This is a genomic window from Microcoleus sp. LAD1_D3 (genome assembly GCF_036702135.1).
GTDB lineage: Bacteria > Cyanobacteriota > Cyanobacteriia > Cyanobacteriales > Microcoleaceae > Microcoleus.
Genome location: NZ_JAUBSB010000030.1, coordinates 36,373 through 49,482, shown reverse-complemented (window position 1 = coordinate 49,482; position 13,110 = coordinate 36,373). Strand labels below are relative to the sequence as shown.

The following is a 13,110-nucleotide window of genomic DNA, read 5'->3' as shown; positions in this document are numbered from 1 at the left end:
GAGGTTGGGTTGAGCAAAGAAATCCAACTCAATTATTCGATCGACAACTCGCCCAATCAGACGCAGCAATCACCGACACTGCGCTGTTTAAAACCCTGGGCTGAAACCTTTTTTTAGCAACTGGCAATTGAAATCGCTTCTTGTATCTACACTTAACTCGTGACTAATGACTACTGACTGATGACTAATTTAAAATCGCTGCTTTGTACCGAGTATAAATTTGAGATCGCCGGAGTCGCTAACCGCCATATCTAAGCGAATTAATCCAAAGCGCGATCGCACTCTCACACCCACCCCAACACCCGCCCCAGTCCCCGGTTTGTCCCTGACTACCGCCGGTTTTCCCAACACGCTATCTCCCGTTCCCAAATCCGACGCAAAATCAACAAATATCACGCCGCCGACATCCCTGCCGACAGGAAACCGATATTCGCCGGAAGCTAAAAAATAACTTCGGCCGCTGCCAATATCCCCGCTATCGTAACCCCGCACAGAATTGCGGCCGCCCAGGCGAAAAGCTTCCGTTGGTGGCAAATCCCCGATTACCGTCCCCGCTTGCAAGTTAAAAGCCAGCATTTCGGGCAAAGCCTCGGACTCGCCGCGGCCGAGCAAAGTTACTGGTACATACTGTATATAATTGGCTAACAGGCGGTTGCTCACAATGTTACCTCGCCCTAGAGGTATCGACTGCTCGGTGCTGAGGCTGAGAATCGAGCCGCTGGTGGGGTCGAAGGGATTGTCCCGCCGATCGAGCATCGCACCCAAAGAAACAGTGTATAACTCGTCAACGCCCGATCCGCTGAATGTGAGAGGATTGCCGAGTTCGTCGCGGCGGGCGATATTTAAGTTGCGATCGCGCGTACTGATATTTGTATAATTCAGTCCCAAAGTCGATTGCCAATCGCCCAAAGGTCTGGTAAACCTGAGATTTCCGCCCATCCGAATTTCCCGAACTCGGTTCCCGTTGGGCAAATCAATATCTTTGTTGAAAATTTCCGATATTCTGCGATCGCCAAAAGCTCTCACACTGTATCCCAAACGGTCTTCGGCGGCCACGTAAGGGCTGACAAACTGGACATCGTACTGGATACCTCGGAGGCTGGGCTGAAGATCCACCGCCAGCCGCTGTGGCACCCGGCCGAAAGTTCGATCGGTATAGGAAAGAGGAACAGCAACGCCAACATCATCACTAAGACTGGCACTCACGCTAAAAGAGCGAGCCGATCGCTCTTGAACGTTGTAAATTACATTAACATCCGTGCCAACTTCTTCAATCGAAACCGTAACCTTGTCAAACAATCCCAATTGCTGCAACTGCTGCAAATCCGATCGCACCACTTCCCGGCTGTAGTTATCCCCCGCCTTGAGTTTGAGTTCGCCTCGGATAAAATCTTCCGAAATTCTGCCCTCAACCGGATTCCCTTTTTTATCAACAGCTTCGCCTCTGGAATTGACAAAGCGAATTTTCACCTCAGCAACGTAAACGCCTTCAGCATTGCTTGCTTGACTAATTTGTAGAGTACCGCCTAGCTGTCGGGCGTTGCTGTTTACTGCTTCGGGGATTTCGGCTTTTGCCGCGATCGTCGCGGGAGTTTTTAACAGAGATGTAAAATCTTTATTGTGGCTGGACTTGAGAGAGGGCGATTCCCTAGGGGATAGCTGCGCCGCGCGTACTTCTCCAGAAGCTGCGAGCTCATCGGATGCCGGCAAATTCTGCACAGTTGGGTTCACCTGAGAGGTTGCACCATTCTCAATCAGCTTTTTAGGAACAGGCAAGATGCCTGTTCCACAAAACAATTCATCTCTTGTGGAACGGGCATCTTGCCCGTTCTTGAGAATGGTGCCAGATGTGAGACTCACCTGATCCTCCTCCCTCTGTGCCCTTGTGGGACAGGCGTCTCGCCTGTCAATTTCTGCAGTTCCCTCTCTAAACTCCGCCTGAGTCGGTGCGGCAGTCGGATCGATCGCCCGCGCCGCCAATTCGTCGCCAGCCAGCGCCGCCAAAGTCAAAAATGCAATAATCGGAATTCGCATAAATAAAAATAAATTTAAAGCACACCCAACGCATATTACCCAAAACCGGGCCCCCTGCATAATTAGCCGAAAAGAAACCCGGTATTTTTGAGGCTACCGGGTTTCTGGGATGCTGAAATTTAGGAAAGTTCGATCGCGGGCGATCGTAAATTGGGGAAACCGAAAATTTGTTTAAAGAGTTTGTCGAGAAACTCGTTTCTCAAAATGAGCCTGAGTCTGCTGCAACAGTTGTTCGCGACTATCCTTAGCGGTGGTAATGGTAGGGAGCAAGTTGCGAGCTTGTAACGTCATGTGAAGCTGTAGGTGTGCTACGTACTCACTGACATCTTCGCGAAGAGAGCAAGCCGGGTACTGTTTTAAAGTAGAGTTCAAAGTGTTCTCCTGCTTTGAGTTTGCAGTATTTTCTAATAATTATAGAGAATATCATGGTCTATTTCTAATTGTGTACTCCGTAATGAACTTTAACCTTTGGACTGCTGTTTTGTTACAATTGTTTACAAATGTATCTTACCTATCAGGAGTCGATCGCCATGCAGTCTCAAGCACTTGTAGGACAAACGCACACATTAAGTACATTTGTCAATAGCACCACCCAAACAGCCGCCTACCTGGACATCGGGTGCGGCAGACCCTTATTGATGCTGCACGGTTTCTTCGGAGAAAAGACTTGCTGGCTGCCATTAATAGAGTTATTGCAATCTCAGTTTCGGTGCATCAGTTTAGATATGTTGGGTTTTGGAGAATCCAGTAAACCAGAAATCCGCTATGACGTAGCTGTAGAAGTTGATTTTGTCCGGCAAGTTGTAGAACAACTAAATATCGAACCCTGCTGCATTATCGGACATTCTTTTGGCGGTTGGGTAGCATCTGCATATTCTCTAAAATATCCTAATTCTGTTAGCAGTTTAGTCTTAGCAGCACCGGCGGGAATTCGGGACGACACTTTTTGTGGTCAATATGATGCTTTGCGGCCGCTGTTGTGGGAAACCCCAGCCGTGGATTGGGCCTTGCAGTTGGCAAAACCTTTTGCTAGTTTAGCTGGAAAAAGTGAGAAATTGCAGCAAATTTCCGGGTGGCGCAGGGAATTAATGTCTCAACCAGTAGCAAGGTCATTTTTAATGAGCCGGATGCGGCCGGAAGACGCAGTTGATACAGTAGAAAAAGAAATTCACAAATTGCAAATTCCTACCTTAGTCATAGCCGCAGAGAGTGACGAAACAATTCCTCTATGGCACTGTGAAACCTACGCTAATGAGATACCGGGGGCCGAGTTAGCAATTATTCCTAATGCTGCTCACGGGTTGCCACAAACTCAAGCTCAAATTATGGCGAAGTTGATTGGTAATTTTTTGAATAATTAAGAAAAACGGTGCAAGAAGGCGACTCATAAAAATTGTGATCAACTACTAATTGAAAATAATTGTATTTTAGTATACTACTTTAGTAAGAAATACATAATATATTGCTTAGTGTATTGTACAATTTTTTATTATGGCTCTTAAATCTTGTGTCAGCAGGAGCTACAGACATTTAGTTGAGTCGGGGATATTACCAATGGCTGCAATGAGGAACTATTTTAATCTGGAAGAAATTACGACAGCCAGAAAAATTAGTGCTGCGGTAATTAATATCAGCGGCCGTCAGCGAATGCTTTCCCAACGAACGGCTTTTTTTTGCATGAGGTTAGTTTGTTCTCAGAATGGGGTAGAAAGATCCAAACTGCGGGGGAATTTGTTAGAGGCGATCGAGCTTATGGAAAAATCACACCGCGACTTAATTAATACTGACAGCAGCATCAACTTAGTGAGTCCCCCTTCAGCCACCGTCAAGGCACTGTATTTTGAGGCGCCACTGTATCTAGACAAACAAGTCCGCCAATATATCGATCGAATAAAAGCATTGCTGCAAGTTCCCGATGCCGAACTCAGGCTGGAAAATCCCCACCTGCTGTATATTGTCGAAGCAGCGGGCGGCGAGTTGCTAGAAGCTTTCGATGCCGTGGTGAGTCAATACCAGCAAGAAAGCGAAATCGAACAATTTGAAATCGACCTTAAACAGGTTGAACTTTATCAAGAAAGTTGTGCTGCTACCTCGAAAGCGGAAGCTCAAGCCGCCGAGATCGATCGCGCACTTTGCGAACTAAAACAAACTCAAGCTCAACTCCTCCACAGCGAAAAAATGTCTTCGCTGGGGGCGCTAATGGCTAGTATCGTCCACGAAATTAATAACCCAGTTAGTTTTATTTACGGCAACTTGAGCCATGCCGCAATTTATACTCAAGATTTGTTGAACCTGCTGTGTCTCTATCAAGAATGCTATCCCAATCCCTGTCCCGAAATCACAGATAAAATCGAAGAGATAGATCTTGGTTTTATAGTTGAAGACTTGCCTAAAGTTATCTCTTCCATGCAACTGGGTTCCAATCGCATTCGCGAAATTGTCAAATCTATGGGTAATTTTTCGCGAACCGATAACAGTAACATGACGCTGTGTGATTTGCACGACAGCATTGATAGCACCGTGTTAATTTTGCGAAACCGTCTCAATTCTAAAACAGACCGTCGCGACATTCAATTAGTTAAAAATTATGGAAAATTGCCTGCTGTAGAGTGTTATGCCGGACAGCTCAATCAAGTATTTATGAATATAATTAGCAACGCGATCGATGCTTTGGACGAGGCATCACAAACTCAGCCCTATGCTGCGCTAAAAATTTCTATCAGCACAGAATTAGCAGGGCCAGATCGCGTGAGAGTGCGGATTGCTGACACTGGAACCGGAATGACAGCAGAGATAAAAGAACGAATGTTCGAGCAGTTTTTCACCACCAAGGAAATCGGTAAAGGTACTGGTTTAGGATTGTCTATTGTCTACAAAATCTTAGTAGAAAATCACCGAGGATCGCTTCGGTGCGAGTCGGAACCCTGCAAGGGAACCGAGTTTATCATTGAACTCCCGATCCAGCAAACTTAAGCAATTTACTAATCATCCAAATTTATCTATGTTAACTGTGGCACGCGCGTCCCGCCTGTGTTAACTGTAGCACGGGCGTCCCGCCTGTGTTAACGGTGGCACGGGCGTCCCGCCTGTGTTAACTGTAGTTAAAATTTACACATATCCTACTCTAATTCTAACTTCAAAGTTGGCAACAGCTTTTCTAAATTTCTGAGAGATTTCTGTTGCCAAGGAATATCATTTGAACCCAATACCAAAAGTTTAATCGTTTTCTTTTTCCGGACGCTGATGACAAATTTAGACAGCATACTGATACCAGAACTGTTAACAAAATCCAATTGTTTTAGGTTCAAGGTAATAGTAGGCGGTTCGCGATTGGCGACCTCATCTAACAATTCGACTATTGGTGCATACTCTGGAGGGCCGCTCAGGCTGAGTTCGCCTTGGAAAGTGGCTGTGACTGATTCTGGATCGTACTGAATGCTGTAATCTTCACCTTTAATTTCTTGAATGCCCATTGTGATTGTGTTTCCTGACTAAAATATTGCGATCGCACAAGAGAGTAAACATTGAAATGCTAGAAACTAGACCCTAATTTGAACTACAGTCGTAAGAATTATGGTATCACTATCTGGCCTGCGATCGAATTTCCAACCTATCTTAGCTGAATAGTCATTAATCATCGTCAGCAATCCCAATCCCGATGTGTCACTTTCCGATTCCGCATTCTTTTCAAGCTGCTGCAAATAAAGTTCATTGGGATCGGAAGCCATAATTTCTTCAATAAACTCCTTCAACTTATTTGCCCCTTGTGGATTGACACTATTACTGGCAAAAATTACTGCCGTCACATCTGTGTCACCAATAAAATGTATGCCAAATCTGACCTTGTAATTGGTATCATCGTTATTAAATTTTATCGCATTTTCTAACAGTTCGTTGGCTACGTAGCTCACAGCTCCCTTGCTTTCTTTTATCCGTTTCTCGCTGCTAGCATCCTCCTCATCCACCGGTAGAAAGCTAGACAAATAATCGGCTACAAAATGAGCAGAAAGCCTGTTGTTTCGCCAGCGCTGTTTGATGGGGCGAGAACTGGGGGTAAATGTAAGTTCTAGGGAGTCGTGTTCAGGAGGAAATTCTTCAATGAATTCTCCAAAAATTTGTGTCATTGTTTTTAAGCTTCCAGATGTCATGATTTTTCTGCCTCCAATTGATGTATTAATGTCACTTCTGGGTGAATTTCCACACGCCATTCCAGTTAGCGGGAATACTCTTTTCTAACAGCGATTGGATGCGTTTTAGGTAAAGTTGACTGGGCTTGTCATCTGGATTTAGGGCCACTATCTGTTCAAAACAAACTATGGCCTTAGCGAAATTTCCCTGAGAATATTCTTCGAGTCCCTCCTCAAATATAGGCAAAGTTTGAATTTTGAGCGATCGCACTGGTTCTACTTCAACATCTAACACCTCACAAACTGTAATGGCTTCTTGTCTACCTTTGACAATAGCCCGATCCAAAAAACGGATATGATACTTTTCGGGTTGACTCAAACGTTGTACCACATCTCCAGAAATTAATAAAGATACGCCATAATACTTAGTCAAACCTTCCAGACGAGCGGTGAGATTGACATGATCTGAGAGCGCATCTGCTTGCATCCGATTCGCGTCTCCAATAATCCCAACCATCGTATCACCCACATGGATACCAATGCCAATCTTCAGCGGTATATCCCCATTTATTTTACGGCTTTGATTGTATTTCTGCAACTGCTCCAATTTCACAATTCCTGCCTGAATAGCATCATCAACGCCATCAGGAAAAACTGCCATGACTCCATCTCCAATATACTTGACAATAAAACCGTTGTGCTTACGAATTTCGGGACTAATTTGCTGTAAATAGTTATTGATGAAATCAAAGTTTTCTTGAGGAGTCATTTGCTCCGCCATCGTGGTGAAGGAACGCATATCGGAAAACATAATGGCCATCTCTTTGCTGACGTGATCTCCAAGCTGGAAATCAACAATGCTCTGCTTGCCGAGAAATTGGAGATATTCATCGGGAACAAAACGTCCGTAAGCTTGCAAAAGTTTCTCTAATTCTTGTTCCCGCGCTTTCACCGTTTGCACCATATGCGAAAATACCTGTGCCAGTTCTCCCAGTGCATCACTGCGCGCTGCCACCTCTGACAATATCTGGGGTTCAAAGCTGTTATTTTTCACAGCAATAGCTGCATCTATCACCTTTTTTACCTGCTCGATGTAAGTCTGCATCTCTCGATTTTTATGACGGATCTGGTTTTCGAGATCCGTGGAGTGTTGCGTGATAATTTCTACTAAGGTTTCATAGCTGTTTTTTTCATCCTCTACTTCCTCAAGTTTTTCGCTCAACTCCTGTAGCTGGGTATAGAGATTTTCTGGAGATTTAGAGGGGGCTAAATTTATTTGTGGTTTCATAATTTATACTTCCGAATCGGGAAGCGCAAAATTGTTTGACTCGCTCGCGGTAAATTATTAGAACTTAAACGGGGAGAACTCGAAATCCTGTTTCGGCGTCGAAGTTTGGTCACTAAATCCCATATTCTTCGTAGAAACCGGGTTGACGACCATCAATCATAAATTATGCACAATATTTCCCTGTTGCTTCAATACTAGCAAAGTAATGTCATCAAAAACCTTTTGTTCTCCAATAAAGTCTCGCAAATCAGCGATGGTGGCTTCCTTGATTTGTTCGGCGCTCAAATGCCAGTTTTGAGAAACCACTTCACATAGTCTTTCGATACCGTAGAATTTTTTGTGGATATTTCTAGCTTCGGGGATACCGTCAGTATAAAGCACTACCCCGTCCCCCGGCTCTAAGTCTACTAAAACATGGCTGACCCAATCGGAAATATTCTCATCTAAGCCGAGCGGAAATCCTAAATTCATCATGTCAATCCGTTCAATTTGACCGCCTTTTCTGACCACAAGAGTTTCCTCGTGTTGACCACTAATACTAACTTTACAGTCGGCATAGTTGAGCAAAGCTAGTGTCATATTTTTGTCGGACTTCATGCGCTGGACATTTTTATAAATAGTGCGGTTGAGGGTATCTAAAAAGCGAACCGGGTCTAGTTCTTGAACTTCCTTCAAAGTGCGAACAGCCGCTTGAGTCATCACCATCAAAATGCCGCTTTCTAGTCCGTGTCCGGTGACATCACCAATGGCAATAGTCACCACTCCTTCAGTATAAAGTACGTCGTAGTAATCGCCACCAACTTCATCTGCTGGCTCCATAAATCCAGCAATATCTAACTCTGTAATTGCTGCTAATTCTGCATATTTGGGCAGAATTAACTGCTGCATTTGTTTGAGGATTTCGAGTTCGGTACTCATCCGCAGATTTTCGGTTTTGAGGCGCTGGTTGAGGGCAGAGATTGCCTGATTAGCATGAGCTAGTTGGGCTGTACGTTCTTCAACTTTATCTTCTAGAGTTTGATAGAACAGAGCATTTTCGAGCGAAATAGCCGCTTGGGAAGATAGGATTTTTAAAACTTCCAATCTGTCAGGAGTAAATGCACCTGTGGCGAGATTGTTTTCTAAGTACACAATGCCCATCGCTTTACCTTGGTTTACAATTGGAGTACACAATACAGATTTAGGTGGGTGCTGAATAATGTAGGGGTCGGCAGCAAAGATATTTTCAGTAGCAATATCGTTAATTACTAAGGTTTCTCTGGTACGCCAGACGTAGTTAATGGCAGTGATGGGAAGGTTTTGGCTTTGAGAGAGTGGAATATTTGGCAAATAGCAGCTATCGCCTAAATATTTAGCAACGATGGATAATTCACCATCCCTTTCTAAGATGAGAGAGCCTTTTGACGCGCCAGCATTTTCTATCAATACTTGCATTAAAATTGACAACAATTCATCAATGTTTATTTGCCCCGATATGGCTTGAGAAGCTTTAATAACTGTTGCCAAATCGAGAATATCAGAAATATTCTTCCCACTTGAACTGATGGTTCCGACTATAGTCTGAGCAATGGTATCTCCTCCATACAAACTTGTTTTTTGTTCTACAATGGGGGCGAGTAATTGGGGATATTTTTGTTCTAAATCATCAATTTTTGCCTGAGATCCCCAGCGAGCATAAGCGTAATAAGCGTCAGTTAGATAGACGCGGGCAATTTTATCTTTACCTAATTCCAGATAAAATTTAGCTGCAAGTTCACCTGCTAATGCTTCTTCTTGGAGGTATTGGTTTTCTTGGGCAGTAGCAAGAGCGCGATCGTACAAATCGATGGCTTCGAGCCTGTGTCCCAATACTCGTGCGATTTCTGCGGCTACTAAGTCATACTTGTGCTGATAATTCATCGGTGCGTGGAATGCCCAGGTTTGCATTTTTTCCTGATTGGCTCTGACTTGGTTTAAGTATTGTTCCTGAGCGATCGACTCAGCATGGAGATACAGTGCCAGCAGGGCGAGGGAATGGTAAAAGTTGTGCTGGGGAACCATCATCAACGAGCCGACACCAGCGACATATTGCTCTGCTAGCTGGGCATTTTCCACAGCACGATCGCGATCGCCAAACAAATAATTCACAACCAATTTAGCAAAATACACCCCAAAGATGGAAGAGACATTATTGGCGGCTAGCAAAACTGGCAACATTTCATCTTCATTAAAGCTGTCCCCAACTAACCGACAATTATCCTCAGCTAATCCTTGTAAATTTAATGTGAGTTGTCGCCAGATTTTAGTATAATAAGTCTGATATTCTTGTTTGGAATTCAGCATTAGTTCCAAATACTGCTCGTATTTTTTATCTACCGATGTTAAGTCTTCACCGCTAAAAAAGCTGTAGATGCAAAGATACATACCCGAATAGCAAGCATACTCGATATCCCCTGTTTCTAAACCACTTTGGACTGCTGAGAGCAAAGACGGTATGGTCGATCGACTGGGTTCTTTCCAATGTCTCACACAAGCATTGTACACCATCACCACTTTCGAGTGAAATTCTTGGGATGGGAATTTATCTAATACCTGCAAAGATAGTTGGCCGTATTGATAGCCTAATTCAATTTCTCCGATTACTTCACAGATTAAACTGCAACAAGCATAGGCATAACTAGCCGGTGCAGAGTTCCCATATTTGCTACAAATATGTGCCATTGTAAACACAACGGTGGGGTAAATTTCTGGACTAGCTAGATAAGCGGCAGAAGCGATCGCACATAAAATCCTCAAAGCAGCAATTTTATAAGCATCATTAATTTCTGGCCAATTAGCTAAGGCAGAAATCTCCACTGTAGCGGGAAGTTCGGTTTCCAAAGAAACACCAAGCATTCCCAAAACTTGCAATCCAGTATCTACTGCCGATTTCATCTGATTTTGAGCAATATAAGACTGAATTTGCACTGCGTAAACTCTGAGTTTATCGAGAAAGTTTTGCGATCGAGATAGAACTATTTCCGCCAGTTGGTGCGACACATCGAAATTGGTATTCAAATATTCGGCTTCAACTGCTTCTACATAAAGATCAATCGTCAAGTCGTATAAATTTGTCCAGCTATCATCGGCTAGCAGGTTTCGGCCGATAGTTAAGTAATCAACAGCAGCAGCATAAGCTGTGGAAGTTTTAGCTTTACGTCCAGCAATTAAATTCAAGGAAGCTAGTTGATTTTGTTCCGTGCGATCGACAATTAATTCTCGTCCAATGTTCAAGTGGTTGACTATATCAAATATCTGCTCTTCTTTTTCATCTTCTGGGGTATTACTCAACAACAATCTACCAATTTTCAGGTGAGTTGACTGTTTTGCCTCGTCGGGTATCAAGGAGTAGGCGGCTTGTTGAACGCGATCGTGCAAAAATTTGTAACTTGGTAATTGACAATCAGCAACAGCTAATTGTGCAGACTCCCCAGCCTCTGTAAAAAACTTATAAACTTCACTTTGCGGTAAAATTAGACCTTCTTGCAATGCTTTCCACAAATCAGCCGCGGTGTCTTTTTGAGATTTTTCGCAAACAACTGCTAAGGTTTCTAAATCAAATTGACTGCCAATACAAGCAGCTAATTGTAAAATATTTTGAGTAGCGATCGGCAATTTCTGCAATTGATTCGCCATAAAATAAACGACATCATCGCTGACTGCTAATTCTCGGATTTTAGTAATATCGCACTTCCAACCACCCCTTTCTCCCCCTTTCCAGGGGGTAAAATCGAAATAAATTAACTTATCTTCGTACAGTTTTTTGAGGAATTGATTGCTAAAAAAAGGATTGCCTTTAGTTTGTTGAAATATCAATTCTGTCAAGGAAAGAGAGCGTTCTGTCGGACAACTTAAAGCATCAGCAACCAGACGATTTAGGTCAATTTTTGAAAGTGGCGCGAGAGTAATTTGATTAATTAGAGGGGCTGGTCTATCAATACTGCGGTTTGGTAGATTGCGAATCTCTGATAAAGTCAGCATTAATGGATGAACGCTGGAAACTTCATTATCTCGATAAGCACCAATTAGCAGCAAATGTTGACCCTCGGATTCGCCCAGCAACAATTGCATTAATTTCAGAGATGCTGAATCAGCCCATTGCAAATCATCTAAGAAGATGACTAAGGGGTGATTTTTGGTAGCAAAGACACGAATGAACTTTTGAAATAACAGATTGAAGCGATTTTGTGCAGGACTGGGCTCTAATTCCGGGACAGCAGGTTGCTTGCCAATCAGCAGTTCTAATTCTGGGATAACATCAATAATGACCTGAGCATTATCGCCTAAAGCGGACAATATTTGGGCTTGCCAATGCTGAACTTGAGTAACGCTTTCTGTCAGTAGTTGCCGCAGGAAATTTTGCAAAGCTTGCACCCAGGCGGAAAAGGGAATATCGCGCCTGAATTGGTCGAATTTTCCTTTGATAAAGTATCCCCGCTGCTGGACGATCGGCTTGTGAACTTCGTTAACGACAGCGGTTTTGCCAATCCCGGAAAAGCCTGCTACCAGCATGATTTCGGTAGTAGCTGTACGGGGGAGTTTATTAGGCTCTCGGCTGCTAGTAAGGGAAACCTCCAAATCGGCGGTTGCGAAATTTTCCTGGGGACAGGCGACGCGGTTGAACGCTGCTAATAGGGTCAAAACTTCGGTTTCTCTGCCGTAAAGTTTTTCGGGAATGACCAAGCGTTCAGAAATGTCTCTGCTGCCTAGTTCAAACATTTGAATACTGCCCTGATCCGAGTATTCTTTTAAGCATTTTTCTAAATCGTGTTTGATGCCAACAACTGTTTGATAGCGTGCTTCCGCTGTTTTCGCCATCAGTTTGAGTACGATGTCATTCAATACTTGGGGGATGGCAGGATTTAGGGAGATCGGGGGAATTGGCTGGCGAGCAATGTGAGAATGAATCAATTCCATCGGTTCATGAGATTGAAATGGCAATTGTCCTGTCAACAGTTCGTAAAAAGTTACTCCTAGCGAGTAAAAATCGGTGCGGTAGTCAATCCCATGATTCATTCTTCCAGTTTGTTCGGGAGACATATAAGCTAATGTCCCTTCTAAGATGTTGGGATTTTTGATTTCTTGATTTTCTCGAGGCAAAAGCGAGGAAATACTAAAGTCTATTAGTTTAATTTCTTTAGTGTTAGGGTTGATTATAATATTCTGGGGTTTGATATCTTTGTGAATAACTTTGCTGTTATATATTGCTTCTAAACAAGAGCAAATTCTAATGGCAATATGTAAAAAATCCCCTAGGCAATTAGTAAATTTTCCCTGAATACCCCAAGCATCATTGGTGATGTATTCTGCCAGAGAAATACCGCCAAAGTCCTCCATCACTAAGGCAAAACCGTTACGGTATACTTCCAGACTTAAGTGTTTGACAATACCGGAATTTTCAATATTTTTGGCAATGGTGTACTGATTGCGAAACTGCACCAGTTCGCTGAAAGTCGGATACTCAGACTTGAGCAGTTTGATGACAACTGGTTGATTGTCTGATTCCGAAAAACCTCGATACACGGAGGTTCTGGGGCCAGAGTAGAGTTGTTCGATCGCACGGTAGCCAGGAATTGAGATCAGGGTCATAGTTGCTATAGTAGATGTTGAAGGAAGAGGGCAAAAATCGATGGATCGATGCAA

The 13,110-nt window shown here is 43.5% G+C and carries 8 protein-coding genes; 2 read left to right on the top strand and 6 right to left on the bottom strand.

Annotated elements, in window-relative coordinates; genetic code table 11:
• Window positions 1–189: 189 nt before the first annotated feature.
• Both QUA74_RS17650 and QUA74_RS17645 read right to left on the bottom strand, forming a co-directional pair.
• Window positions 190–2,034, bottom strand: coding sequence for a BamA/TamA family outer membrane protein (locus QUA74_RS17650; RefSeq protein WP_333331555.1), 1,845 nt, complete (start codon window positions 2,032–2,034; stop codon window positions 190–192).
• A gap of 171 nt (window positions 2,035–2,205) precedes the next feature.
• Entirely contained in the window at window positions 2,206–2,406 is a 201-nt protein-coding gene (locus QUA74_RS17645; protein ID WP_242720238.1) for a hypothetical protein, read from the bottom strand.
• A gap of 128 nt (window positions 2,407–2,534) precedes the next feature.
• Between QUA74_RS17645 and QUA74_RS17640 the strand changes: the two genes are divergently transcribed.
• Window positions 2,535–3,395: an alpha/beta hydrolase gene (locus tag QUA74_RS17640; protein ID WP_333331552.1), complete on the top strand. Its 861-nt coding sequence runs from the start codon at window positions 2,535–2,537 to the stop codon at window positions 3,393–3,395.
• Window positions 3,396–3,525: 130 nt separating this feature from the next.
• Window positions 3,526–5,007 carry an ATP-binding protein gene (locus tag QUA74_RS17635; RefSeq protein WP_333348506.1) on the top strand — a complete coding sequence of 494 codons (1,482 nt, stop codon included), beginning with the start codon at window positions 3,526–3,528 and terminating at the stop codon, window positions 5,005–5,007.
• Window positions 5,008–5,153: 146 nt separating this feature from the next.
• On the opposite strand, the gene QUA74_RS17630 is transcribed toward QUA74_RS17635, so the two are convergent.
• The 4 genes from QUA74_RS17630 to QUA74_RS17615 all read right to left on the bottom strand — a co-directional run bounded on the left by QUA74_RS17630 (window position 5,154) and on the right by QUA74_RS17615 (window position 13,056).
• Window positions 5,154–5,507, bottom strand: a complete 354-nt coding sequence (locus QUA74_RS17630) for a slr1659 superfamily regulator (protein WP_333331544.1) — start codon at window positions 5,505–5,507, stop codon at window positions 5,154–5,156.
• Window positions 5,508–5,573: 66 nt separating this feature from the next.
• Window positions 5,574–6,182, bottom strand: coding sequence for a DUF6272 family protein (locus QUA74_RS17625; RefSeq protein ID WP_333331541.1), 609 nt, complete (start codon window positions 6,180–6,182; stop codon window positions 5,574–5,576).
• 31 nt (window positions 6,183–6,213) lie between these two features.
• Complete coding sequence (locus QUA74_RS17620; RefSeq protein ID WP_333331538.1) at window positions 6,214–7,449, bottom strand: adenylate/guanylate cyclase domain-containing protein; 1,236 nt, start codon at window positions 7,447–7,449, stop codon at window positions 6,214–6,216.
• 156 nt (window positions 7,450–7,605) lie between these two features.
• Window positions 7,606–13,056, bottom strand: a complete 5,451-nt coding sequence (locus QUA74_RS17615) for an AAA family ATPase (RefSeq protein WP_333331535.1) — start codon at window positions 13,054–13,056, stop codon at window positions 7,606–7,608.
• Window positions 13,057–13,110 lie beyond the last annotated feature (54 nt).

Excerpts from the sequence above, each read along its gene's own strand:
- QUA74_RS17620 (WP_333331538.1), bottom strand. The coding sequence starts at position 7,449 with ATGAAACCACAAATAAATTTAGCCCCCTCTAAATCTCCAGAAAATCTC.
- QUA74_RS17640 (WP_333331552.1), top strand. The coding sequence starts at position 2,535 with ATGTATCTTACCTATCAGGAGTCGATCGCCATGCAGTCTCAAGCACTT.
- QUA74_RS17650 (WP_333331555.1), bottom strand. The coding sequence starts at position 2,034 with ATGCGAATTCCGATTATTGCATTTTTGACTTTGGCGGCGCTGGCTGGC.
- QUA74_RS17635 (WP_333348506.1), top strand. The coding sequence starts at position 3,526 with ATGGCTCTTAAATCTTGTGTCAGCAGGAGCTACAGACATTTAGTTGAG.
- QUA74_RS17615 (WP_333331535.1), bottom strand. The coding sequence starts at position 13,056 with ATGACCCTGATCTCAATTCCTGGCTACCGTGCGATCGAACAACTCTAC.
- QUA74_RS17630 (WP_333331544.1), bottom strand. The coding sequence starts at position 5,507 with ATGGGCATTCAAGAAATTAAAGGTGAAGATTACAGCATTCAGTACGAT.
- QUA74_RS17625 (WP_333331541.1), bottom strand. The coding sequence starts at position 6,182 with ATGACATCTGGAAGCTTAAAAACAATGACACAAATTTTTGGAGAATTC.